Origin of the sequence: Streptomyces reniochalinae, from assembly GCF_003323735.1 — a bacterium.
Classification (GTDB): Bacteria; Actinomycetota; Actinomycetes; order Streptomycetales; family Streptomycetaceae; genus Streptomyces; species Streptomyces reniochalinae.
In genome coordinates this window covers 132,377-155,732 of sequence record NZ_QOIM01000033.1, presented here as the reverse complement: position 1 = coordinate 155,732, position 23,356 = coordinate 132,377, and the positions used below count along the sequence as shown (strand labels likewise).

Annotated in this window: 22 protein-coding genes; 17 read left to right on the top strand and 5 right to left on the bottom strand. The window is 72.9% G+C overall.

Annotation, left to right across the window (positions count from 1 at the left end; genetic code table 11):
- Window positions 1-8 precede the first annotated feature (8 nt).
- A complete protein-coding gene (gene cofC, locus DQ392_RS14075; protein WP_114015931.1) occupies window positions 9-680 on the bottom strand; it encodes a 2-phospho-L-lactate guanylyltransferase in 672 nt (223 codons plus the stop codon).
- Window positions 681-941: 261 nt separating this feature from the next.
- Between cofC and DQ392_RS14070 the strand changes: the two genes are divergently transcribed.
- The 3 genes from DQ392_RS14070 (at window position 942) to DQ392_RS14060 (ending at window position 4,124) form a co-directional block, all read left to right on the top strand.
- The gene (locus DQ392_RS14070) at window positions 942-1,817 is read left to right on the top strand and encodes a lysophospholipid acyltransferase family protein (RefSeq protein WP_114015930.1); all 876 of its coding nucleotides are present in this window, start codon (window positions 942-944) and stop codon (window positions 1,815-1,817) included.
- A complete protein-coding gene (locus DQ392_RS14065; RefSeq protein WP_114015929.1) occupies window positions 1,814-2,878 on the top strand; it encodes an NAD(P)H-dependent glycerol-3-phosphate dehydrogenase in 1,065 nt (354 codons plus the stop codon). The genes DQ392_RS14070 and DQ392_RS14065 overlap by 4 nt, the downstream gene beginning before the upstream one ends.
- A 109-nt stretch (window positions 2,879-2,987) precedes the next feature.
- Window positions 2,988-4,124, top strand: a complete 1,137-nt coding sequence (locus tag DQ392_RS14060; RefSeq protein WP_114015928.1) for a D-alanine--D-alanine ligase family protein — start codon at window positions 2,988-2,990, stop codon at window positions 4,122-4,124.
- A 78-nt stretch (window positions 4,125-4,202) separates the two neighbouring features.
- Here the strand turns inward: DQ392_RS14060 and DQ392_RS14055 are convergent, their stop codons facing one another.
- Together DQ392_RS14055 and DQ392_RS14050 are read right to left on the bottom strand one after the other, a co-directional pair.
- Window positions 4,203-4,712 carry a DUF3515 domain-containing protein gene (locus tag DQ392_RS14055; RefSeq protein WP_342774941.1) on the bottom strand — a complete coding sequence of 170 codons (510 nt, stop codon included), beginning with the start codon at window positions 4,710-4,712 and terminating at the stop codon, window positions 4,203-4,205.
- A 20-nt stretch (window positions 4,713-4,732) separates the two neighbouring features.
- Entirely contained in the window at window positions 4,733-4,966 is a 234-nt protein-coding gene (locus tag DQ392_RS14050) for an Lrp/AsnC family transcriptional regulator (protein WP_114015926.1), read from the bottom strand.
- A 244-nt stretch (window positions 4,967-5,210) separates the two neighbouring features.
- Here DQ392_RS14050 and DQ392_RS14045 point away from each other — a divergent pair, with 244 nt between their 5' ends.
- Window positions 5,211-6,260 (top strand): thiamine-phosphate kinase, encoded by a 1,050-nt coding sequence (locus DQ392_RS14045; protein WP_114015925.1) that lies wholly within the window; start codon window positions 5,211-5,213, stop codon window positions 6,258-6,260.
- Between the two features lie 14 nt (window positions 6,261-6,274).
- Entirely contained in the window at window positions 6,275-7,090 is an 816-nt protein-coding gene (gene thiD, locus DQ392_RS14040) for a bifunctional hydroxymethylpyrimidine kinase/phosphomethylpyrimidine kinase (protein ID WP_114015924.1), read from the top strand.
- Window positions 7,091-7,174: 84 nt separating this feature from the next.
- On the opposite strand, the gene rpmB is transcribed toward thiD, so the two are convergent.
- Entirely contained in the window at window positions 7,175-7,360 is a 186-nt protein-coding gene (gene rpmB, locus DQ392_RS14035) for a 50S ribosomal protein L28 (protein WP_016470082.1), read from the bottom strand.
- 308 nt (window positions 7,361-7,668) lie between these two features.
- Between rpmB and DQ392_RS14030 the strand changes: the two genes are divergently transcribed.
- The 9 genes from DQ392_RS14030 (at window position 7,669) to mutM (ending at window position 17,165) form a co-directional block, all read left to right on the top strand.
- A complete protein-coding gene (locus DQ392_RS14030) occupies window positions 7,669-9,306 on the top strand; it encodes a DAK2 domain-containing protein (RefSeq protein ID WP_114015923.1) in 1,638 nt (545 codons plus the stop codon).
- Window positions 9,307-9,522: 216 nt separating this feature from the next.
- Window positions 9,523-11,709 (top strand): ATP-dependent DNA helicase RecG, encoded by a 2,187-nt coding sequence (gene recG, locus DQ392_RS14025; protein ID WP_245981469.1) that lies wholly within the window; start codon window positions 9,523-9,525, stop codon window positions 11,707-11,709.
- Between the two features lie 144 nt (window positions 11,710-11,853).
- Window positions 11,854-12,453 (top strand): 16S rRNA (guanine(966)-N(2))-methyltransferase RsmD, encoded by a 600-nt coding sequence (gene rsmD, locus DQ392_RS14020; protein WP_114015921.1) that lies wholly within the window; start codon window positions 11,854-11,856, stop codon window positions 12,451-12,453.
- Window positions 12,454-12,506: 53 nt separating this feature from the next.
- Window positions 12,507-12,986, top strand: a complete 480-nt coding sequence (gene coaD, locus DQ392_RS14015) for a pantetheine-phosphate adenylyltransferase (RefSeq protein WP_114016024.1) — start codon at window positions 12,507-12,509, stop codon at window positions 12,984-12,986.
- Between the two features lie 72 nt (window positions 12,987-13,058).
- Window positions 13,059-14,249, top strand: coding sequence for an ATP synthase F0 subunit B (locus DQ392_RS14010; RefSeq protein ID WP_114015920.1), 1,191 nt, complete (start codon window positions 13,059-13,061; stop codon window positions 14,247-14,249).
- 223 nt (window positions 14,250-14,472) lie between these two features.
- A complete protein-coding gene (locus DQ392_RS14005; RefSeq protein ID WP_245981467.1) occupies window positions 14,473-15,030 on the top strand; it encodes a YceD family protein in 558 nt (185 codons plus the stop codon).
- Window positions 15,031-15,032: 2 nt separating this feature from the next.
- A complete protein-coding gene (gene rpmF, locus DQ392_RS14000; protein WP_016470089.1) occupies window positions 15,033-15,206 on the top strand; it encodes a 50S ribosomal protein L32 in 174 nt (57 codons plus the stop codon).
- A 19-nt stretch (window positions 15,207-15,225) separates the two neighbouring features.
- Window positions 15,226-16,149 (top strand): ribonuclease III, encoded by a 924-nt coding sequence (rnc, locus tag DQ392_RS13995; protein ID WP_114015918.1) that lies wholly within the window; start codon window positions 15,226-15,228, stop codon window positions 16,147-16,149.
- 146 nt (window positions 16,150-16,295) lie between these two features.
- Window positions 16,296-17,165, top strand: coding sequence for a bifunctional DNA-formamidopyrimidine glycosylase/DNA-(apurinic or apyrimidinic site) lyase (gene mutM / locus DQ392_RS13990; RefSeq protein WP_114015917.1), 870 nt, complete (start codon window positions 16,296-16,298; stop codon window positions 17,163-17,165).
- 130 nt (window positions 17,166-17,295) lie between these two features.
- Here mutM and DQ392_RS13985 read toward each other — a convergent pair whose 3' ends face one another.
- A complete protein-coding gene (locus DQ392_RS13985; RefSeq protein WP_114015916.1) occupies window positions 17,296-18,180 on the bottom strand; it encodes a CAP domain-containing protein in 885 nt (294 codons plus the stop codon).
- Window positions 18,181-18,429: 249 nt separating this feature from the next.
- Between DQ392_RS13985 and DQ392_RS13980 the strand changes: the two genes are divergently transcribed.
- The 3 genes from DQ392_RS13980 to smc all read left to right on the top strand — a co-directional run bounded on the left by DQ392_RS13980 (window position 18,430) and on the right by smc (window position 23,331).
- The gene (locus DQ392_RS13980; protein WP_114016023.1) at window positions 18,430-18,750 is read left to right on the top strand and encodes an acylphosphatase; all 321 of its coding nucleotides are present in this window, start codon (window positions 18,430-18,432) and stop codon (window positions 18,748-18,750) included.
- A gap of 311 nt (window positions 18,751-19,061) precedes the next feature.
- Entirely contained in the window at window positions 19,062-19,265 is a 204-nt protein-coding gene (locus tag DQ392_RS13975) for a hypothetical protein (protein WP_114015915.1), read from the top strand.
- 337 nt (window positions 19,266-19,602) lie between these two features.
- Window positions 19,603-23,331, top strand: coding sequence for a chromosome segregation protein SMC (smc, locus tag DQ392_RS13970; RefSeq protein WP_114015914.1), 3,729 nt, complete (start codon window positions 19,603-19,605; stop codon window positions 23,329-23,331).
- Window positions 23,332-23,356: the final 25 nt, after the last annotated feature.

Below are 23,356 nucleotides of genomic sequence, written 5' to 3'. Positions count from 1 at the left end.
GCGAAAGCCTAGCCGCAGCGGTCGGCCGCCCGTCTCGCGAGCACTCCCGCGGTGACGTCGCCGACACCCAGTGCCAGTGCGGCGCTCAGGTCGGCGGGCGTGTCCACGTCCTGGCGGACGCTGCGGACCCGGGGCAGGTCCAGCTCCCGCGCCCCTGAGGCCCGGTGCCGGGCTCGTGAGGGGCCCCCGAAAGCGGGGGAAAGCGCGGTGTCGGGCAGCGCCGTCAACAGCGTTGTTCCGATTTCCGCGGCGTCGGGCAGAAAAGCGCGGCGGAATTGTGCGGCCGCATTCAGCACGCGCGTCAATTCGGCGGGGCGCAGAGCGGGGAGGTCGGCGTTCAGCGCGGCGAGGGCCGTGTGCGGGTGCCGGGCGCGCGCGGCACCCGCTCCGTGGGCGAGGGCGGCGTTGAGGCCGTCCTGTGGCTCGTCCGGCACCCGGTGGGCGCCCAGCGCCTCCAGCGCCCGTGCGGCCAGCGGATCGTCCGTGACAACCACCACATCGCGCACCGCGGGGCTGCTGAGCGCGGCGCGCACCGTGTCCTGTGCGAACGCCAGCGCGAGTTGCGGCAGGGGAACGCCGGGGACGGCGCCCGTCAGCCTGCTCTTGGCCCGAGTCAGAGGCTTCAGCGGTACCACGAGGGTCCAGTCGACGGGCGTCACATGGGGCTGCATCGGCCCCATTCTCGCCTGCCCGCCCGGCGCCGGCGCAGGAGCGGGGTTACCGTGTGCCCCGCGACCGGGCACGGACAGTGTGCTCGACAGCGGGGCGGTTGGTGGCGACACTTGTGCGGTTGTCGATTGGCCCCCCAGTGGATGGGCCCCACAAGGAGCCCCCTAAAGGAGATGGTGTCCGGGTGTCCCGCCTCATCGTGCCCGCACCGGGAGCAACCCCGAGACCACCGGCCACACATGCCGGGACCGACGGGAACGAGGGGGCGCACGATGGCGGGGAGTGACGGCAAACGCAGGAAGATCGGTTTCTGGTACCGGCTCGCCGCATTTCTGGCGAAGCCGCCGCTGATCCTCCTCTTCAAGCGGGACTGGCGCGGAATGGAGAACATTCCCCGTGACGGCGGCTTCATCACCGTCGTCAACCACAACTCGTATCTCGACCCGCTCTCCTACGCCCATTACCAGTACAACACCGGTCGCGTCCCGCGCTTCCTGGCGAAGGTCGGCCTGTTCAAGGGCGGTTTCGTCGGCGCCGTCATGCGCGGTACGGGGCAGATCCCCGTCTACCGCGAGTCGACCGACGCGGTGGGCGCGTTCCGGGCCGCCGTGGAGGCGATCGAGAAGGGCGAGTGCGTGGCCTTCTACCCGGAGGGCACCCTCACCCGCGATCCGCAGATGTGGCCGATGACCGGCAAGACCGGTGCCGCCCGCGTCGCCCTGCTGACCAGGGCGCCCGTCGTGCCCGTCGCCCAGTGGGGCGCCAACCTGGCGATGCCGCCGTACGCCAGGGAGAAGAAGCTGCGGCTCTTCCCCCGCAAGACCCTCACCGTGCAGGCCGGCCCGCCGATCGACCTGTCCGCCTTCTACGACCGGGAGCCCACCGCAGAGGTGCTCCGCGAGGTCACGGACGTCATGATGGGCGCTGTCACCGAGCAGCTCGCCGTCGTCCGCGGCGAGGCGGCGCCCGCCGAGCGCTACGACATGCGCAAGGCGGCCGCTCTGCGGCGGGAGCAGCGTTCTTCGCGGGAGAACACGGGCGCCGGGCGGGAGAACACGGGCGCCGCGCACCACCAGCAGGACGAGCACGACGAGCCCGGCCCGGCTCCGGCCGCGGCCGAGGCGGCAGAGGGAGAGAAGAACGCGTGAGGGCGAGCGAGGCAGACCAGGAGCGGGACCGGAGGGAGGCGCGGGAGGCAGGGGAACACCCGAGGAAGGCCGCGGTCTTCGGCACGGGTTCCTGGGGCACCGCCTTCGCCGCGGTGCTCGCCGACGCCGGATGCCGGGTCACCTTGTGGGGCCGCAGGCCCGAGGTCGTCGAGGCGATCAACACCACGCGCCGCAACCCCGGCTACCACCCCGACATGGAACTCCCGGCAGGGGTGCGGGCCACCACGCAGGCCGCCGAGGCGGCGCGGGACGCCGACTTCACCGTGCTGTCCGTTCCCTCCCAGACGCTCCGCGCCAACCTGGAGTCCTGGCGGGAGATGCTGCACCCCGGCACCGTGCTCGTCTCCCTGATGAAGGGCGTCGAACTGGGCACGGCCAAGCGCATGAGCGAGGTCGTCGAGGAGGTGGCCGGAGTACCGGCCGAGCGGGTCGCCGTGCTGACCGGCCCCAACCTCGCCTGGGAGATCGCCGCCCGCCAGCCGGCCGCCGCGGTGGCCGCCTGCGCGGACGAGGAGGCGGCGCGGGCTGTGCAGAGCGCCTGCCACACCCCCTACTTCCGGCCCTACACCAGCACCGACGTGGTCGGCTGCGAGCTGGGCGGTGCCGTCAAGAACGTCATCGCGCTCGCGGTGGGCATCGCCGACGGCATGGGGCTCGGTGACAACTCCAAGGCGTCGCTGATCACCCGCGGGCTGGCCGAGACGACCCGGCTCGGTCTCGCCATGGGCGCCGAGGCACACACCTTCGCGGGCCTGGCCGGCATGGGCGACCTGGTCGCCACGTGTTCCTCGCCGCTGTCCCGCAACCACACCTTCGGCACCAACCTCGGCCGGGGCATGACGCTCCAGGAGACGATCGCGGTCACCAAGCAGACGGCGGAGGGCGTCAAGTCCTGCCAGTCGGTGCTGGACCTGGCCAGGCGGCACGGCGTGGAGATGCCGATCACGCAGACCGTCGTGGGGATCGTCCACGAGGGCAAGTCGCCGCACGTGGCCCTGAAGGAACTGATGTCCCGCAGCGCCAAGCCCGAGCGGGCCTGAAGGGGCGGGCGCCGGGTCCGGAGCGGCCGCGGGATCCGTGTGCGCCGGGCGCGCGCAACGGGGCGTCCGCATCGGCGGCGCGGGCCCGACGCGGTAAAGTCCCAGCGTTATGAGCAGCCAGAGCCCCGCCCCCAAGCCCCGAGTCGCCGTCGTCTTCGGCGGACGCAACTCAGAGCACCAGATCTCCGTCCTGACGGCCGGCGCGGTGCTGGGCGCCATCGACCGTGACAAGTACGAGGTGCTGCCCATCGGCATCACCGCGGACGGACGCTGGGCGCTGGCCGCCGACGATCCGGCCCGCATGGCGATCGACGGCCGCAGCCTGCCCAGCGTCGAGCAGCTGGCCGAGTCGGACACCGGCGGTGTGCTGCTGCCGGTCTCGCCCGCGAGCCGCGAGGTCGTCCACACGGAGCCGGGCCAGGTCCCCAAGACGCTCGGCGAGGTCGACGTGGTCTTCCCCGTGCTGCACGGTCCCTACGGCGAGGACGGCACCCTCCAGGGGATGCTGGACCTGGCGGGGGTGCCGTACGTGGGCGCCGGTGTGCTGGCGTCGGCGGTCGGCATGGACAAGGAGTACATGAAGCGGGTCTTCACCTCCTTCGGGCTGCCGGTCGGCCCGTACGTCACGGTGCGGCCGCGTGAGTGGGAGAGGGATCCTGCGGCGGCGCGCAAGAAGATCGTCGACTTCGCTGCCGAGCAGGGCTGGCCGGTCTTCGTCAAGCCCGCGCGTGCCGGCTCCTCGATGGGCATCACCAAGGTCGGTGGCCTGGGCGAGCTGGACGAGGCGGTGGAGGTCGCGCGGCGCCACGACCCGAAGATCATCGTCGAGTCGCTGCTGCGCGGCCGGGAGATCGAGTGCGGCGTCCTGGAGTTCGAGGAAGGACCGCGCGCCAGCGTCCCCGCGGAGATCCCGCCGGTCAGCGAGCACGACTTCTACGACTTCGAGGCCAAGTACATCGACTCGGCCTCCGGCATCGTGCCCGCGCCGCTGACCGAAGCACAGACGGCGCGGGTGCGCGAGCTGGCCGTTGCGGCCTTCGAGGCGGCCTCCTGCGAGGGGCTGGTGCGGGCCGACTTCTTCCTGTGCGAGGACGGCGAGTTCGTCATCAACGAGATCAACACGATGCCGGGCTTCACGCCGATCTCCATGTATCCGCGTATGTGGCAGGAGACCGGCGTCGGCTATCCGGAGCTGGTGGACCGCCTCATCCAGGCGGCGCTCACCCGCTCGACCGGCCTGCGCTGAACCGCCCCGGACCGGCGGCAGGGTCCGTCGCGGGGCCGGAGCGCTGCGGTCGCCTCTTCCGCGGGTCCGCAAGGGCGCTCAGCTCTTCTTCTTCGGGACCGAACGCTTGACCGCTTCGCTGAGGTCGGCCAGCGGGCTCACCTCGGGGGCGTAGTCGTCAGGGACGGTCAGTTCGATGTAGGCGGCCCGCTCCGTGGTGGTGAAGCGGTAGCCGTCGTCCCGCTTCTCCATCATCCAGGACACCCCGTTCACCTCCGCCGCCTCGGTGGTGGGGTTGTACTCTTCGTTGCCTGGCGTGAGCCTGGCGGGCCGTGGCACCCCGCAGCGCAACGCGATGGCGGGATCCCCCCAGACGGCCGTGTAGTCCGAGGCGGGGTCGGTCTCGCCGCGCTGCTGTCCGACGACCTTCTGGGGCAGCGCGTCGTGCAGCGTCCGGCACGCCTGGGCGGTCCTGCCGGAGGGGCTGGGGGGCGTGGGTCCGGCGTCACCGGTGACCGAACAGGCGGAGGCGGCCACGGCGGCCAGGCCGCAAGCGGCGATGTAACGGACGGGAACGGAACGAGGGCATGCCCGGCGTCGAATCCTCACCGGGCGAGCATACGGGGGGCTCAGAGGTGGACGATGGGGCAGGTCAGGGTGCGGGTGATGCCTTCCACTTGCTGGACCTTGGCGACCACCATGCGGCCGAGATCGTCCATCGTGTCGGCCTGGGCGCGCAGGATCACATCGTACGGACCCGTTACATCCTCGGCCTGGATCACGCCCGGGATCTTGGAGACGATCTCCGCGACGGTCGAAGCCTTGCCAACTTCGGTCTGAATCAAGACGTACGCCTGTACCACGGAACCTCCCAGGGGGCCGCGAGGATCATGCGGGGCGAGAGAGAGACGCCACCGTACCGCGTCGCCCCGGCCTCCGGGAGACCACCGGGCCGCCCTCGTGGCGGGGAGGCGGTGCCACACGGCGGTGCGGCACACGACAGCCACGGCGCACGAGGGGGGCGCGGGCGGGGGACCTCCGCGCACGGCACACCATCCGCGCACGACCGGCGCGCGAGCAACGACAGAAGCGAAAAGGGGCACGACAATGCGTGATCTGAACGGCGGTACCGCGCCAGGGCCTTCACCCTCCGGTGCCCAGACCCCCCACGGCCCGGCGCGGGAGCGGGCCAAGGGGACCGTGGGGGAGCTGGGGGAGTTCGGACTGATCCGGGAGCTGACCTCCCGGCTGACCTCCACGACCGCCGTACGGATCGGCCCGGGCGACGACGCGGCGGTGGTGGCCGCGCCGGACAGGCGGACCGTCGCCACCACGGACGTCCTCCTCGAAGGGCGCCACTTCCGCCGCGACTGGTCGACGGCGTACGACGTGGGGCGCAAGGCCGCGGCCCAGAACATGGCGGACATCGCGGCCATGGGCGCCTACCCCACGGCCCTGCTGCTCGGCCTCGTCGTCCCCGTCGACCTGCCCGCCAACTGGCCGACCGAGATGATGGACGGCATCCGGGACGAGGCGCAGGTCGCCTCCGCCGCGGTCGTCGGCGGCGACGTGGTGCGCGGCGACAGCGTCGTCCTGTCCATCACCGCGCTCGGCGACCTGCGCAACACCGACCCCGTCACCCGCTCGGGTGCCGGCGCCGGCGACGTCGTGGCCGTCACCGGGTGGCTCGGCTGGTCGGCGGCCGGGCACGCGGTCCTCACCCGCGGCTTCCGCTCCCCGCGCGCGTTCGTCGAGGCCCACCGGCGCCCCGAGCCGCCCTACCACGCGGGCCCCGCCGCCGCCGGGCTCGGCGCCACCGCCATGATCGACGTCAGCGACGGGCTGGTGGCCGACCTCGGGCACATCGCGGAGGCCAGCAAGGTCCGCATCGACATCCGCTCCGCCGACCTCGACGTCCCCGCGCAGATGTCCGACATCGGCCAGGCCGTCGGCGTGGACCCGCTCCAGTGGGTGCTCACCGGCGGAGAGGACCACGCCATCGTCGCCACCTTCCCCCGCGAGCAGAAGCTCCCCGCCCGCTGGCGCGTCATCGGCGAGGTCCTCGCCCCCTCCGCGCTGCCCCACGTGACGGTCGACGGCGCGCCCTGGACCAGGACGGGCGGCTGGGACCACTTCTCGGACGACATCGACGGCTGAGTACCGTCAATGCCATGGACGATGTGAACCCCCGCCCCGGCAGGCCGCCGCTGGTACTGACCGTCGCGGGATCCGACTCCGGCGGCGGCGCCGGTATCCAGGCCGACCTCAAGACCATGCTCGCGCTGGGCACCCACGGCATGAGCGTGATCGCGGCCGTCACCGCGCAGAACTCGCTGGGTGTGCAGGGCTATTGGGAACTGCCCGTCGAGGCCGTCCGCGCGCAGTACCGCAGCGTGGTGGACGACATCGGGGTGCAGGCCGTCAAGACGGGCATGCTCGCCTCGGCGGCGCTGGTCGAGACCGTCGCCGAACTCCTCGCCGGTACGGACGCCCCCGTCGTCGTCGACCCGGTGGGGGTCTCCAAGCACGGGGACTCGCTGCTGGCCGGCGACGCCGTCGACTCGGTGCGCTCCGAACTGCTGCCTGTGGCCACCGTCGTCACCCCCAACCTGGACGAGGTGGCCCAGCTCACCGGCGTCCAGGTCACCGGCGAGGAGGGCATGCGCGAGGCCGCGGCCGCCGTCCTCGCGCACGGGCCGCGCTGGGCGCTGATCAAGGGCGGGCACCTGCCGGGCGACGCCGTCGACCTGCTCACCGACGGCACGCGGGAGCACTGGCTGCGCGCCCCCCGCCGCGACAACCGGCACACCCACGGCACCGGCTGCACCCTGGCCAGCGCCCTGGCCGCGTCGCTGGCCAAGGGGCTGGACGTGCCGGCTGCCGCGCGCGCCGCGAAGGAGTACACGACGGGCGCGATCGAGGCGGGCTTCTCGCTGGGCTCGGGGCTGGGCCCGGTGCACCACGGGTGGCGGTCGGCGGAGCGCTGAGAGCGCACGCAGAAAACCGGCCCGCTCACAGCGGGCCGGTTCTTCGTTCTGCTCGGCGTGGGCCGCGCGGTTACGTCGGTGACGTCAGCGCGAGACCTTGCCGGCCTTGATGCACGAGGTGCAGGCGTTGAGGCGCTTCGGCGTCCCGCCGACCACGGCACGCACGCGCTGGATGTTCGGGTTCCAGCGACGGCGGGTGCGGCGGTGCGAGTGGGAGATGTTGTTGCCGAACTCCGGCCCCTTGCCGCAGACGTCGCAGTTCGCAGCCACGGGTCACTCCAAAGACTTCAGATACACGTACGGTGAATCCCGGCCACGCGGGACCACGAGTGACCGGGCGCGCCAGGGAGATCGTCGCCGACCGGACCAAACCATCCGGATCAGGCAACCGGAGCAGCATACAACGGCCGGTCTCGAACAGGGAAACCGGAGGAAACCCGGGCCCCTCCGTCCCGGCCCCGACCTGGGATTCCGCCGGGGGCCGCACTAGCCTTCCCCCACAACAGCCTCCCCGAGCGCCCCACCGTCCGCGCGGGCGCCCAGGGCGGCCCGCGCTCCGCACGAGGAGGTCAGGACACGTGCCGCAACCGCTCGACGCCGCCGCGGTACGCCGGTGGTGCGCCCTCGGCCGGGAGTCACTGCGCGCCCACTGTGCGCGCATGGACGCCATCAACGTCTTCCCGGTCGCCGACGGTGACACCGGCACCAACCTGTGCCTCACCTTCGAGGCCGCGGCGGAGGCGCTCTCGGCGCCGGAGGCGGCCCCCGGGGCCGAGGCGCTCCCGGCAGCGCTGGACGAGGAGCACGGTGGCCGGATGCTGCGCGCGATGGCGCACGCCGCGCTGCTCGGCGCCAGGGGCAACTCGGGCACGATCCTCGCCGAGTACCTGCGGGGCATGGCGCGGGGCCGCACCGAGGACGGCGGCCTCGCCGCGATGCTGCGCGGCGCCGCCCGGGCCGCCCGGGCCGCCGTCGCCCACCCCGTGGAGGGCACGATGCTGACGGTGGCGGCGGCCGCCGCTGACGCGGCCGAGGCGGGCGGTGATCCGGCCGCCGCCGCGAACGAGGCGCTGAGCGCCACCCCGGGGCAACTGGCCGCGCTGGCCAGAGCGGGCGTCGTGGACGCCGGTGCGCTCGGCCTCACGGCCCTGCTGGGGGCGCTGTGGGCGGCGCTGGGGGAGCAGGCGCCCCCGCTGCCCGAACCGTCCGAGCCGCCCGGGCCCTCTGTGCCTGCGGCGCGGGAGGCGCCCTGCGGCCCTGCCCGCGGGGAGCCCGTGCCCTCCCGTTCGGAGTTCGAGGTGATGTACCTCCTCGAAGCGGACGATCCCGCCGCCCTCGACGCGCTGCGCAGCCGCCTCGACCCGCTCGGTGACTCCCTGGTCATCGGCGGCGGTGAGGGGCTGTGGAGCGTCCACGTCCACGTCGCCGACGCCGGGGCGGCCGTGGAGGCGGGCCTTGCCGCCGGACGCCCGTACCGCATCCGCATCGCCCACCTGCCCGGGCCGCAGGGCGCACCGCGAAGCGACCGGGCGGCGGGCCCGGCGCCCGGCGCGGTGCCCGTGCGGCGCGCCGTCGTCGCCGTCGTCCCCGGAGAGGGGCTGGCCGCGCTCTGCCGTGACGCGGGCGCGAGCGCGCTGCCCGCTCCCGAGGCCGCCTCCGAGGAGGCGCTGCTCGCGGCGGTGCGGGCCTCGGGCGCCGGCGAGGTGGCGCTGCTGCCCAACGGCGGCGAGCTCCACACCGTCGCGGCGCGCGCTGCCGACGCCGCCCGAACCGAGGGCATCCGGTGCGCCGTCATCCCCACCCGCGCCGCCGTGCAGGGCCTCGCCGCGCTCGCCGTGCACCAGCCGGACCGCCGCTTCGACGAGGACGTCGTCACGATGACCTCGGCGGCCGGTGCGACGCGGTTCGGCGAGGTGACCGTCGCCACCCGCCAGGCGTGGACCTCCGCCGGTGTCTGTCAGGCCGGGGACGTGCTCGGGCTCGTCGAGGGCGATGTCGCCCTCATCGGGAGCGGCACAGCGCAGGTCGCCAAGGACGTGCTCGCCCGGATGCTGGCGCCGGGGGGAGAGCTGGTCACGCTCGTCCTCGGCGCGGACGCGCCGCAGGGCCTGGCCACGGAGTTGGAGGCGTACGTACGCGCCGGGCACCTGGCCGTCGACACCGTCGTCTACGAGGGAAGGCAGCACGACGCCTCGCTGCTCATCGGCGTCGAGTAGGCGCTGCTCGTCGGCGTCGGGCACAAGCGCGGCCGCGCGGCGCGCCGTGACGGCCGCAGGCCGGGCCGGGACGCGATCCTCGCGCTCGTGGCGAGTGACGCGCGCGTTGTCACACCCGTCCGCCAAAATGGTGCCGTGCCCCCGATCGAAACGACGCGAAGCGAACCGCTCCGAGAGCCGCTCAAAGCACTGCTCGGCGGCAACACCGCCAAGGCCATGGCGGACCATCTCGGCCTGCACACGGTCGGCGATCTGCTGCACCACTACCCGCGCAGATACGCCGAACGCGGTGAGCTGACGCGGCTGTCCGACCTGCCGCTGGACGAACACGTCACGGTCGTCGCCCGCATCCACGACGCACGGGTGCACAAGTTCAACCGGGGCAAGGGGCAGCGTCTGGAGGTCACGCTGACCGACGGCAGCGGCCGGCTCCAGCTCGTCTTCTTCGGCCGCTCGGTCCACTACCACCAGCGGGAGCTGCTGCCCGGCAGGCGCGGCCTGTTCGCGGGCAAGGTCGGGGTGTTCAACCGCAAGCTCCAGCTCTCCCACCCCGATTACAAACTGCTGGACGAGGAGAGCGACCAGCAGACGGTGGAGCGGTTCGCGAACGCCCTGCTGCCCCTCTACCCGGCGTGCCGCCAGCTGACGTCCTGGAGCATCGAGCAGTCGGTCGCCACGCTGCTGACGGCGCTGGAGGCCACCGGCTGGCGCGGGCTGACCGATCCGCTGCCCGAAGCGCTCCGCGCCCAGCGTGGACTCCTCCCGCTGCCCGAGGCGTTCGAGAAGGTGCACCGCCCGCGCACCAAGGCCGACATCGGCCAGGCGCGCTCCCGCCTCAAGTGGGACGAGGCGTTCGTCCTCCAGGTCGCCCTCGCCCGGCGCCGCGCCAAGGAGACGGAACTGCCCGCCGTGCCCCGCCGCCCCACCTCCGGCGGACTGCTGGAGGCGTTCGACGCGCGGCTGCCGTTCACCCTCACCGAGGGGCAGCAGCAGGTCAGCCGCGAGATCTTCGCCGACCTGGCCACCGAGCACCCCATGCACCGGCTGCTGCAAGGCGAGGTCGGCTCCGGCAAGACGCTGGTGGCGCTGCGGGCCATGCTCGCCACCGTCGACGCGGGCGGCCAGGCGGCGATGCTCGCCCCCACCGAGGTCCTCGCCCAGCAGCACCACAGGTCCGTCACCGAGATGATGGGCGAGCTGGCCGAGGGCGGCATGCTGGGCGGCGCCGAGCAGGGCACGAAGGTGGTTGTGCTGACCGGCTCGATGGGCGCGGCCGCCAGACGCAAAGCCCTGCTGGACCTGGCCACCGGCGAGGCCGGGATCGTGGTGGGCACCCACGCGCTGATCGAGGACAAGGTCACCTTCGAGGACCTGGGCCTGGTCGTGGTGGACGAGCAGCACAGGTTCGGTGTCGAGCAGCGCGACGCCCTGCGCTCCAAGGGCAAGCAGCCGCCGCACCTGCTGGTGATGACGGCGACACCCATCCCCAGGACGGTGGCCATGACCGTCTTCGGAGACCTGGAGACCTCCGTCCTCGACCAGCTTCCGGCCGGACGCTCCCCGATCGCCACCCACGTCGTCCCCGCGAGGGACAAGCCGCACTTCCTCTCCCGCGCCTGGGAGCGGGTGCGGGAGGAGGCCGAGGCCGGGCACCAGACGTACGTCGTCTGCCCCCGCATCGGTGACGACGAGGACGACAAGGCGGCGGGCTCACCCAAGAAGCGCGCCGCCGAGCCGGAAGAGGCCGATGCCCCCGAGGCGGGGGAGGAGGGGGACGGCGAGGAGAAGCGGCCCCCGCTCGCCGTCCTCGACATCGCCGCACAGCTCGCCGCGGGGCCGCTGGCCGGGCTGCGCGTGGGGGCGCTGCACGGGCGGATGCAGCCAGAGGCGAAGGACGACGTGATGCGGCGGTTCGCCGCAGGCGAGGTCGACGTGCTGGTGGCCACCACCGTCATCGAGGTCGGTGTCAACGTGCCCAACGCCACCGGCATGGTCATCATGGACGCCGACCGTTTCGGCGTCTCGCAGCTCCACCAGCTGCGCGGCCGCGTCGGACGCGGCGCGGCCCCCGGCCTGTGCCTGCTCGTCACCGACATGCCGCCCGAGAGCCCCGCGCGCACCCGGCTGGACGCCGTCGCCGCCACCCTCGACGGCTTCGAGCTCTCCCGCATCGACCTCGAACAGCGCCGGGAGGGCGACGTGCTGGGGCAGGCCCAGTCCGGGGTGCGCTCCTCGCTGCGGATGCTCGCCGTCATCGAGGACGAGGACATCATCGCCGAGGCCCGTGACGAGGCGGCACAACTGGTCGCCGACGATCCCGGCCTGGAACACCATCCGGAGCTGCGCACGGCACTGGCCGCCCTGCTGGACGCCGAACGCGAGGAGTACCTGGACAAGGGCTGAGCGCCCCCGCAGGTCTCTTGGGCGCGGGTACCGGCACGGGCGCCGGCTCTCGCGGGCTCCGGGGCACCTCCTCGCGCCGCCCGCCCGGCGCCGCGTGGGATCCTGGAGCCGAAGAGGACCCCACCAGCGAAGGACCCGTCACCCATGACCCGCGTCATCGCCGGAGCCGCCGGCGGCCGACGGCTCACCGTGCCGCCGGGCACGGGCACCCGCCCGACCTCGGACCGGGCCCGTGAGGGCCTGTTCTCCAGCTGGGAGGCCCAGTTGGGCGGCGCCGCCGCGTGGCAGGGGCTGCGGGTGCTGGATCTGTACGCGGGCTCCGGCGCGGTCGGTCTGGAAGCGCTCTCGCGCGGTGCGGCGCACACGCTGCTGGTCGAGCCGGACGCCAGGGCGGTGCGCACGCTCAGGCAGAACGTGCGTTCGGTCGGGCTGCCTGGGGCCGAGGTGCGTCAGAGCAAGGCGGCCAGGACGGTGGCGGATGAGCCGCCCGAGCACCCGTACGACCTGGTGTTCCTCGATCCGCCGTACGCCGTGACGGACGACGCCCTCAGGGAGATACTGCTCACACTCCGGGACGGGCACTGGCTGGCCGAGGATGCGCTGGCCACCGTGGAGCGCAGCACCAGGGGCGGTGAGTTCCGCTGGCCGGAGGGTTTCGAGGGGCTGCGGTCCCGTCGCTACGGCGAGGGAACGCTTTGGTACGGTCGCGCCGCCGCGCGGGAAGTTACCGCCGCGTCATGCTGAGATCACCTGAAGCGGGACATGGGGCCCGCTGTGAGGAGAGCGAGGAAGTGCCCGTGCGCCGCGCCGTCTGTCCGGGGTCCTTCGACCCGATCACCAATGGCCACCTCGACATCATCGAGCGCGCTTCCCGGCTGTACGACACGGTCCATGTGGCCGTGATGATCAACAAGTCGAAGCAGGGCCTCTTCGCCGTCGACGAGCGGATCGACCTGATCCAGCGGGTCACCGAGAGCTTCGGGAACGTGCGGGTGGAGGCCTTCCACGGGCTTCTCGTCGACTTCTGCAAGGACCGGGACATCCCCGCCATCGTCAAGGGGCTGCGCGCGGTCAGCGACTTCGACTACGAGTTGCAGATGGCACAGATGAACAACGGTCTCTCCGGCGTCGAGACGCTCTTCGTGCCGACCAACCCGACCTACAGCTTCCTCTCCTCCAGCCTGGTCAAGGAGGTCGCCGCCTGGGGCGGCGACGTCTCGCACCTGGTGCCCGAGACCGTCAACGCGGCGCTCGCCGAGCGGCTGAGCAAGCGCTGAGGCCCCTTCCCGGGGGACGGAACCCGTGGAAGAGGTGACGAGTCGGCGCTGACGGGCCGTACAGTCACCACCGTGGACGTACAGCAGAAACTCGACGAGATCGTCGCGACCGTCGACGGCGCGCGCTCGATGCCCATGTCCGCCTCGTGCGTGGTCAACCGCGCCGAACTCCTCTCCTTGCTGGAGGAGGTGCGCCAGGCGCTGCCGGGCTCGCTCGCCGAGGCCCGCGAGGTGCTCGGCGGCCGTGAGCAGGTGGTGGCCGATGCCCGGCAGGAAGCGCAGCACATCATCGAGACGGCCCAGGCCGAGCGCGCCTCACTGGTGACCGGCACCGAGGTCGCCCGCCACGCCCAGCAGGAGGCGGACCGCATCCTGGCGGAGGCGCGCCGGGAGGCCGAGGAGATCCGCGTCGAGGCGGACGACTACGTCGACAGCAAGCTCGCCAACTTCGAGGTGGTCCTCTCCAAGACGATCGGCTCGGTCGACCGCGGCCGGGAGAAGCTGCTGGGCAGCGGCCCCGGCGCCGAGGAGTGGAGCGACCAGTACGCGCAGGACGCTCCCGAGCGCACCGCCGACCCGCGTGAGCTGCAACGCCGTGCGGACGACTACGTGCAGGCCCGGCTCGGTTCGGTCTCGGCGGTGCTCGCCAAGACGCTGGAGGCCGTCGGCCGCGGCCGCCTCAAGCTGCGCGGTCACGAACCCGTCGACGAGCTGGCCGCCCACATGGCGGCGCAGGAGGGAGCGGAGGGCTACGCGGCGCACGCCAGCGACTCCGACTACCTGGCGGGCCTCGCCCACGCAGAACCGGTCGCCGCCGGGGGACCAGCGCAGGGGGGTGCCCCGCTGCCGGGCCAGGACCCGGCGCAGCAGCTGCACGAGGCGCAGCAGATGCAGCAGATGCACCGGACGCAGGACGTGCAGCCGCCGCACCCCGGGCACCTGCCGCCGCAGCCGCAGTCCCCGCCGGTCGCGGACCCGTACTACGCACAGCAGCCGCAGCCGTCGCCCTACGACGGTGGCGTACCGCAGCACGACCCTTACGCCGCGTACGCCCAGCAGAACGCGTACTACACCCAGCAACAGGACCCCTACGGCTACGGACAGCAGTCCGATCCCTACTACGCGCAGCAGGCCCAGCAGCCCGCCTACCAGTCACAGGTGCAGCAGCAGCCGCAGCTGGACGAGACGAGCCTGTTCGACACGAGCATGATCGACATCGAGCAGGTCAGGGCGTACGAGCAGCGCCACGGCCACGGCGGCTGAGCAGGCCGCGCCGGCGCGGCACCGGCCCTCCACCCGGCGGCGCCGGCGCAGGCAGAGCGCCGATTGGGTCATGGGGGAGCCGTCACGTATCCTGTCTCTTCGGTCGTGAGTACTCGCACGGCCGCAGCCCCACCGTAGAAAGCAGGACGCCCTGAACACCCCCCTCGACGCCCGCTCCCCCCTCGTGTTCGACACACGCGAGCTGGGGCGACGTCCTGGTGCGATGAAGCGGCTGACCCGCGAGGTGGAGTCCCCCCGCGACCTGGGGGTCGAGTTCGTCAAGGTGCCGGACGGTGCCACGATCGAGCTCGACCTGAGGCTGGAGTCGGTCATGGAGGGGGTCCTCGTCACGGGTACCGCCCGTGCGCCGCTGACGGGGGAGTGCGTAAGGTGTCTGGAGCCGCTCGACCAACGCGTCGAAGCGGACTTCCAGGAGATGTTCTCCTATCCCGACGCCGACGAACGGGGCCGCCCTGTGGCGGAACCCGGCGAGGGCGAGGACGACGAGGAGACGTACCTCCTCGAGGGCGACCTGTTCGACCTCGAACCCGTGCTGCGTGACGCGGTGGTGCTCGCACTGCCGTTGCAGCCGGTGTGCCGCGCGGACTGCCCCGGCCTGTGCCCCGACTGCGGGGCCAAGCTGGCGGACGAGCCCGATCACGCGCACGACGATGCCGTCGACATCCGGTGGGCGGCACTGCAGGATCTCGCCGAGACCATGAAGGACGGCGAGCAGGACAACGAGCCCCGCACCGACGGGGATGACTCACAGGAGAAGTAGCCGTGGCTGTTCCGAAGCGGAAGATGTCGCGCAGCAACACGCGCCACCGCCGGTCGCAGTGGAAGGCTGCGGTCCCGACCCTGGTGAAGTGCGAGCGCTGCCGCGAGCCCAAGCAGCAGCACATCGCGTGCCCGAGCTGCGGCACCTACAACAAGCGTCAGGTCCTCGAGGTCTGATCGGCGGGTGACAGGCTTCATGTCCAACGCCGGTACTCCGAAGAACGCCGCTCCCGGCAAGGGAGGGGATTCCGCGGAGCTGGTGGACGCGGCCTCGTCCCACGCGGTTCTGGAAGGGCGGCTCGGCTACAAGCTGGAGTCCGCCCTTCTGGTGCGTGCGCTGACGCACCGCTCTTTCGCGTACGAGAACGGCGGGCTGCCCACCAACGAGCGCCTGGAGTTCCTCGGTGACTCGGTCCTCGGACTGGTTGTCACCGACACGCTCTACCGCATGCACCCCGACCTGCCTGAGGGCCAGCTCGCGAAGCTGCGGGCCGCGGTGGTCAACTCGCGGGCGCTGGCGGGTGTCGCCCGGGGTCTCGACCTCGGCGCCTTCATCCGTCTCGGCCGGGGCGAGGAGGGGACCGGCGGCCGCGACAAGGCCTCGATCCTCGCCGACACCCTGGAGGCGGTCATCGGTGCCGTCTACCTCGACCAGGAGCTGGAGGCGGCCTCCGAACTGGTGCACCGCCTCTTCGACCCGCTGATCGAGCGCTCCTCGAACCTGGGCGCCGGACTGGACTGGAAGACCAGCCTCCAGGAGCTGACGGCCGCGGAGGGCCTCGGCGTCCCCGAGTACCTCGTCTCCGAGACGGGTCCCGACCACGAGAAGACCTTCACGGCTGCTGCCCGCGTCGGTGGTGTCGCGTACGGCACCGGCACAGGACGCAGCAAGAAGGAAGCCGAGCAGCAGGCCGCCGAGGCGGCCTGGCGTGCCATCTCGGCGCGCAGCGAGGCCGCGGCCGTCGCCGGTGCGGGCGCCGGCAAGCCGGCGAAGGGCGCGGCGGACTCGGCGAAGGGCGCGGGCCCGTCCGTCGAGGGGCAGGTGGCGCAGGCCGACGGCGGCCCCGCGCCGGACGGCCGGCGCGGCGAGCCGAGCCAGGACACCACCGCTCCCCGCTGAGCGCGGAGCGCACGCCGGGCCCTCGCCCGGACCGTGCGGACCGCACCGCGAACCGTTGCACACGGCCGCTCCCGACCGGGGGCGGCCGTGCGGTGTCGTAGCCCCGGAACCGCGGGGCCCCACCGCCCGTACCGCCTGGAGGAACCGTGCCCGAACTGCCGGAAGTCGAGGTCGTCCGCCGCGGCCTGGAGCGCTGGGTCAGCGGCCGTACGGTCACGGCCGCCGAGGTCCTCCACCCGCGCGCCATCCGCCGCCACGTCGCGGGGCCGCTGGACTTCGCCGGCCGGCTCGCGGGCCGCCGCATCGGCGCGGCCATGCGGCGCGGGAAGTACCTGTGGCTGCCCGTCGACGACGGGGCACACGCCCTCCTCGCGCACCTCGGGATGAGCGGCCAGCTCCTCGTCCAGCCCGCCGCCACCCCCGACGAGCGGCATCTGCGGGTCAGGTTCACCTTCGAGGACGCGGACGGGGGCGAGCTGCGCTTCGTCGACCAGCGCACCTTCGGCGGACTCTCGCTGCACCCGGCGTCCCCTGACGGGCTCCCGGACGTGATAGCCCACATCGCCCGCGACCCGCTCGATCCCGAGTTCGACCAGGCGGCCTTCCACGCCGCCCTGCGCCGCCGCCGCACGACGGTCAAGCGAGCCCTGCTCGACCAGTCCCTGATCAGCGGCGTCGGCAACATCTACGCCGACGAGGCGCTGTGGCGCGCCCGACTGCACTACGACCGGCCCACCGCCACCCTGACCCGGACACAGACCACCGAACTGGTGGCACACGTCCACGATGTCATGACGGCCGCGCTGGCCGCGGGCGGCACCAGCTTCGACAGTCTCTACGTGAACGTCAACGGCCGGTCCGGCTACTTCGAACGCTCCCTGGACGCCTACGGACGCCAGGACGAGCCCTGCCGTCGCTGCGGCACCCCGATGCGCCGCAGCGCGTGGATGAACCGCTCCAGCTACTTCTGCCCGCGCTGCCAGCGGGCACCGCGCCCACGCCCGGCCCGCGCGTAGCCGCCCGGCCCCGCACCCGGCCGCGCGGCCGGGGCACCGTCGGACGTCGCCCGGTCCCGCACCCGACCTCCCGGCTCCGAGGCACCGGCGCAGCCGCCCGGTCCGGGCCACCGGCTGGCCCGGTCGCGGGTCAGAAGCCGAAGTCCTGGGTCCACCAGGGGCCGCCCTCGGCGAAGTGCGCGCCGACGCCCAGCGTGCGGTAGTCGCAGTTGAGGATGTTCGCGCGGTGGCCCGGGCTGTTCATCCAGGAGTCCATCACCGAGCGCGCGTTCGCCTGACCGCGTGCGATGTTCTCGCCGCCCAGGTCGGTGACGCCCGCGGCCTCCGCACGGTCCCAGGGGCTCTTGCCGTCGGGCGAGGTGTGCGAGAAGAAGCCGCGCCGTGCCATGTCGGCGCTGTAGCCGCCGGCGAGCGCGGCCAGGTCGCCGTCGGCCTTCACGGGCCGGCAGCCGGCCTTGGCGCGCTCCTGGTTGACCAGGGTGAGCACCTCCTGCTCGGCGGCGGACTCCTGGTCGGCCGCCGCCGTGCTCCCGCCCGCTGAACCGCTCCGCGCCGGGTCGCGGTCCCGCCCGCCGCGGGAGCCGCGCTCCTCGTCCCCGTCCGGGGCTGCCGTGGGGCGGGAGGGGGAAGTCCTGGAAGGCGAGGGTGAGGGTTCGTCCTTCGGCGAGTGCCGGCTTCCGGGGGCGGTCGTGCGCCCGCCGTCGTCGTCCGGGGCCGCGGTGGCGGTCGGCTCCGCCGGGGCGCCGGATGCCGTGGGGGGTCCGGTCTCCTCGGGCTCCTCCTGGGCACGGACGCGGTGATCACCGGGCCCCTCGGAGCCGCCGGGCGCGGGTATCAGACCCGACGCCACGGCCACCACTCCCATCGCCAGGGCGGCGGAGGCTCCCAGCAGCCCCGTCCGCACCGGGGCTCCGGTACGCCGGGGGCGCCTGCCGTGCCGCTGCCGGGGCGCGCTCCGGGCAGGGGCGTCCGTCGGCGCGGACGGGGTGGGGGTAGCGCGTCGATGGCGGCCCATCTGTGCTGTCCTCACGTTGCTCGGCGGTCGCTGCGGCTCACTGTTTCCTCTTCCCCGCCCGAAGTGTGCGGGGCGTGTGAAGAGAGTTGCCGGGCAATGTACGGCATCCGCACGGGGGTGGATGTGTCCGCTCGGGAATTGTCCGGATAGCGTGCACCCATGGTTGCCATCAACCCGACCGACGACAGCCCGGACGGACGGCTGCACGAACCGGAACGCGAGCCCGCGTGGGCGACGGAGCGTGACCGGATGTCAGAGCAGGTGCCCGAGCAGACGGCCGGGGCGCGGCCGCAGGACCCCGCCCGCCTGACCGCGTGGGTGCGCGGCGAGGTGCAGGGCGTGGGCTTCCGCTGGTTCACCCGCGCGGCGGCACTGCGCATCGGGCGGCTCGTCGGCTTCGCCCTCAACCTGGGTGACGGGCGGGTCCAGATCGTGGCGGAGGGCACCCGTGCCGACTGCGAGCAGTTGCTGGAGTGGCTGCGCGGCGGGGACACGCCCGGACACGTGGACGGTGTGACCGAGATTTGGGACACACCCCGCGGGGGGTACCGCGGCTTCGCGATCCGGTGATCCACAACGGTTGCCATTCGGGCTGTGGCGTGCAAAGCTGCCGCAACGAGTCAGCGCGGTGGATCTTCCTCCCAGCCCCCGAGGGCAGCCTGCTCCGGCGCCGGACGCCGTCGAGTCAAGGCACACCCGGGGGCGCCACGTGTGATCGTGTTGACCGTCAAACCTTTTGGTGAGACCCTGGAATCCCCGCGCACCTGAGCTGTTTGATCGAAGAATCTTCAGTAAAAGTCCAGAGCAGACCCTCAACGGTGCGATTCCCTCACGACCCACCAGACTCACGGTCGGTCACTCAGTGTGGAGGACCATCCATCATGGCAAAGGCGCTTCTCGGTCACGTCGGCGGCTCCGACCCCCGGGTGCTCGCCGAGATGCGACGGCTGCAGCAGCGTGTCCAGGACCTCGAATCCGAACTTGTACGGATGCAGGCCGAGAACGACGCTCTGTCCGCCGCCGCTCGGCATGACTCGGTGTTCGACGACATCGATGTGACGACGGCCGAGCCCGCGCTCACCTGATCCAGCCCTCGGGGCAGGACAGGCTTAGCGGGACGGCCGCGCTCGAAAGTCTGTAAGGGACGCTTCGGCGTCCCTTTGCTCTTCCCGTGCCACGCTGGGCGTTGTCGTTGCTGGACGGCGTCGTCGGCGTCGGCTTCTGTCGTCCGCCGCACCACGACCGCACGGCCGTGCCCTCCTGATGCCGCGTGGCGGTCTCGGTGCGCTTCGTTACGTCTGGTGTGCCCTGGTGCCTCCACGGCGAAACCCGGCGGCGCGACCCCGGCGGCGAAACCTTCCCGTCCCCCCTCGGTGCGGTGGGCGCGACATCCCCGTACCAACCTCGGTAGGGTCCGGACGCGTGCACCTCAAGAGCCTGACACTGCGGGGGTTCAAGTCCTTCGCCTCCGCCACGACGCTGCGCTTCGAGCCCGGCATCACCTGCGTCGTCGGCCCCAACGGCTCCGGCAAGTCCAACGTCGTCGACGCCCTCTCGTGGGTGATGGGCGAACAGGGCGCCAAGTCGCTGCGCGGCGGCAAGATGGAGGACGTCATCTTCGCCGGGACCACGGGGCGCCCGCCGCTGGGCCGGGCCGAGGTCTCCCTGACGATCGACAACGCCGACGGCGCACTGCCCATCGAGTACGCCGAGGTCACCATCACGCGGATCATGTTCCGCAACGGCGGCAGCGAGTACCAGATCAACGGCGACACCTGCCGGCTGCTCGACATCCAGGAGCTGCTGTCCGACTCCGGTATCGGCCGCGAGATGCACGTCATCGTCGGCCAGGGGCAGCTCGACGGCGTCCTGCACGCCGACCCGACGGGGCGCCGCGCCTTCATCGAGGAGGCCGCCGGTGTGCTCAAGCACCGCAAGCGCAAGGAGAAGGCGCTGCGGAAATTGGACGCCATGCAGGCCAACCTGGCCCGGGTCCAGGACCTCACCGACGAGCTGCGCCGCCAGCTCAAGCCGCTCGGCCGGCAGGCCGCCGCCGCCCGCAAGGCACAGGTCATCCAGGCCGAGTTGCGGGACGCCCGGCTCCGCCTGCTGGCCGACGATCTCGTCTCGCTGCGGGAGGCGCTGCGCACCGAGGTCGCCGACGAGGCGGAGCTCAAGCAGCGCAAGCAGGCGGCGGAGGCCGAGCTGAAGGACGCCCTGCGCCGGGAGGCCGAGCTCGAGCAGCAGGTCCGCACGCTGACGCCCCGCCTGGAGCGCGCACAGCAGACCTGGTACGAACTCTCCCAGCTGGCCGAACGCGTGCGCGGCACCATCGGCCTGGCCGACCAGCGCGTCCAGCACGCGGCCTCCCCCCAGCCCGAGGAGCGCAGGGGGCGCGACCCGGAGGAGATGGAGCGCGAGGCGGCCCGCGTCCGTGAGCAGGAGGCGGAGCTGGAGGCCGCGCTGGAGGCCGCGACGACGGCGCTGGACGAGACCGTCGCCCACCGCGCCGAGCTGGAGCGGCGGCTGGCCGACGAGGAGCGCAGGCTGCGCGACGAAGCCCGGGCGCTGGCCGACCGGCGGGAAGGACTCGAACGCCTGCGCGGCAAGACGAGCACGGCGCGCAGCCGTATGGCCTCCGCGCAGGCCGAGATCGACCGCCTCGCCACCTCCAGGGACGAGGCACTGCGGCGCGCCGAGGCGGCCCAGGAGGAGTACGAGGCACTGCGCGGAGAGGTGCAGGGGCTCGACCAGGGCGACGAGGAACTGGCCGAACGCCACGAGACCGCCAAGCGCGAACTGGCCGAGGCGGAGAGCTCCTTCAACGCCGCACGGGACGCGCTGAACGAGGCCGAACGTGAACGTGCCGCCGTCTCCGCGCGCCACGACACCCTGGCCCTCAACCTGCGCCGCAAGGACGGTACGGCCGCGCTGCTCGCCGCCAGGGACCGCCTCGCCGGGCTGCTCGGCCCGGCGGCCGAACTGCTGACCGTGACCCCGGGCCACGAGCTGCCCATAGCGGCGGCGCTGGGCTCGGCCGCCGACGCGGTCGCGGTGACGGACGTGCGGACGGCGGCCGAGGCGCTGCGACTGCTGCGCAAGGAGGACGGCGGGCGCGCCTCCCTGATCGTGGCCAACGAGGAGTGCGAGCGGGCGGACGCGACACCACCCGGCGACGGCGCCGCGCCTCCGTCCGGCTCCGGGACCGGCACCGTTCCCTCCCGTACCACCGCCGCGACAGCGCTGGTGGCCGCGCCGGAACAACTCCGTCCCGCCGTCGACCACCTGCTCGCCCGCACTGTCGTCGTCGACAGCCTGGAGACGGCCGAGGAGGTCGTCAGGGCGCACCCCCGCCTCACGGCGGTCACCGCGGAAGGCGACATCCTGTCCGCGCACCGCGCCGGCGGCGGCTCGGAGGGGGCTCCTTCCCTGCTGGAGGCGCAGGCGGCGGTGGACGAGGCGGCGTCCCGCCTCACCGAGCTGGAGAACCGCTGCGAGCGCCTCAAGGAGGAGCAGGCCGAGGCCAAGGAAGCCCGCCGTACCAGGGCCGCGGCGCTCGACGACCTCGCGGCCCGCAGGTCCGCGGCGGAGCGCGAGAAGTCCCGGGTCGCCGGTCGGGTGGGCACCCTGGGAGGGCAGGCGCGCGCCGCTCAGGGCGAGGCGGAGCGGGCCGAGGCGGCGGTCGCCAAGGGCGAGGAGGCCCTGACGCGGGCGGGGCAGGAGGCCGAGGAGCTGGCCGCGCGGCTCGCTGTCGCCGAGGAGGCCCACGAGGCGGAGGTCTCGGACGACCCGGACACCTCCGTGCGGGACCGGCTCGCGGCCGACGGCGCCAACGCGCGCCAGACGGAGATGGAGGCCCGGCTCCAGGTCCGCACGCACGAGGAGCGGGTCAAGGCGCTCGCGGGGCGCGCGGACTCCCTCGACCGGGGTGCCCGCGCCGAGCGTGAGGCCAGGGCGCGTGCGCGGGAGCGCAGGGAGCGGCTGCGCCACGAGGCGGAGGTGGCCGAGGCCGTCGCCGACGGCGCCCGGCAGCTGCTCGCGCACGTCGAGGCTTCGCTGGAGCGGGCGCGCGAGGAACGGGAGGCCGTCGAGTGGGCCAAGGCCGAGCGCGAGCGGGCTCTGGGCGAGGAGCGCAGCCAGGGCCGCGGTCTCAAGGACGAGTTGGACAAGCTGACCGACTCGGTGCACAAGGGCGAGGTCCTCGGTGCCGAGAAGCGCATGCGCATCGAGCAGTTGGAGAAGAAGGCCCTGGAGGAACTGGGCGTCGAGCCGGAGGGGCTGGTACGGGACTACGGCCCCGACCAGCTGGTCCCGCCCACGTCACCCGACGAAGCCACAGAAGCCACAGAAGCCGACGAGGCCACCGGGGACGGTGGCGCTGCCGGTGACAGCGGGGCCGCCGAGGACGGCGGGACCGTCGAGAACGGCGGCGCGGGGGACGGTGTCCGGAAGGCCACCGGTCCGGCGCGGCGTCAGGCGCGGGGCGGGGAGCCGGTGCCGTTCGTCCGCGCGGAGCAGGAGAAGCGGCTCAAGGCGGCCGAGCGCGCCTATCAGAAGCTCGGCAAGATCAATCCTTTGGCGCTGGAGGAGTTCGCCGCGCTGGAGGAGCGGCACCAGTTCCTGAGCGCGCAGCTGGAGGACCTGAAGAAGACGCGCGCCGACCTGTTGCAGGTCGTCAAGGAGGTGGACGAGCGCGTCGAGCAGGTCTTCACGGAGGCGTACCACGACACGGCCCGCGAGTTCGAGGGCGTCTTCTCGCGGCTGTTCCCCGGCGGCGAGGGGCGGCTGGTACTCACCGACCCCGACGACATGCTGACCACCGGTGTGGACGTGGAGGCCAGGCCGCCGGGCAAGAAGGTCAAGCGGCTGTCGCTGCTGTCGGGCGGCGAGCGGTCGCTGACGGCTGTCGCGCTGCTGGTGTCGATCTTCAAGGCGCGGCCGAGCCCCTTCTATGTGATGGACGAGGTCGAGGCGGCGCTGGACGACACCAACCTCCAGCGGCTGATCCGGATCATGGAGGAGCTCAAGGACAGCTCCCAGCTGATCGTGATCACCCATCAGAAGCGCACGATGGAGGTCGCCGACGCGCTCTACGGCGTCTCCATGCAGGGCGACGGCGTCTCGAAGGTCATCAGCCAGCGCCTCAGCTGAGAAGGCGCCCTCCTTCGGTAAGCCT

Excerpts from the sequence above, each read along its gene's own strand:
- cofC (WP_114015931.1), bottom strand. The coding sequence starts at position 680 with ATGGGGCCGATGCAGCCCCATGTGACGCCCGTCGACTGGACCCTCGTG.
- DQ392_RS14070 (WP_114015930.1), top strand. The coding sequence starts at position 942 with ATGGCGGGGAGTGACGGCAAACGCAGGAAGATCGGTTTCTGGTACCGG.
- DQ392_RS14060 (WP_114015928.1), top strand. The coding sequence starts at position 2,988 with ATGAGCAGCCAGAGCCCCGCCCCCAAGCCCCGAGTCGCCGTCGTCTTC.
- DQ392_RS14045 (WP_114015925.1), top strand. The coding sequence starts at position 5,211 with ATGCGTGATCTGAACGGCGGTACCGCGCCAGGGCCTTCACCCTCCGGT.
- thiD (WP_114015924.1), top strand. The coding sequence starts at position 6,275 with ATGGACGATGTGAACCCCCGCCCCGGCAGGCCGCCGCTGGTACTGACC.
- recG (WP_245981469.1), top strand. The coding sequence starts at position 9,523 with ATGGCGGACCATCTCGGCCTGCACACGGTCGGCGATCTGCTGCACCAC.
- rsmD (WP_114015921.1), top strand. The coding sequence starts at position 11,854 with ATGACCCGCGTCATCGCCGGAGCCGCCGGCGGCCGACGGCTCACCGTG.
- DQ392_RS14005 (WP_245981467.1), top strand. The coding sequence starts at position 14,473 with ATGAAGCGGCTGACCCGCGAGGTGGAGTCCCCCCGCGACCTGGGGGTC.
- rnc (WP_114015918.1), top strand. The coding sequence starts at position 15,226 with ATGTCCAACGCCGGTACTCCGAAGAACGCCGCTCCCGGCAAGGGAGGG.
- DQ392_RS13985 (WP_114015916.1), bottom strand. The coding sequence starts at position 18,180 with ATGGGCCGCCATCGACGCGCTACCCCCACCCCGTCCGCGCCGACGGAC.
- DQ392_RS13980 (WP_114016023.1), top strand. The coding sequence starts at position 18,430 with ATGTCAGAGCAGGTGCCCGAGCAGACGGCCGGGGCGCGGCCGCAGGAC.
- DQ392_RS13975 (WP_114015915.1), top strand. The coding sequence starts at position 19,062 with ATGGCAAAGGCGCTTCTCGGTCACGTCGGCGGCTCCGACCCCCGGGTG.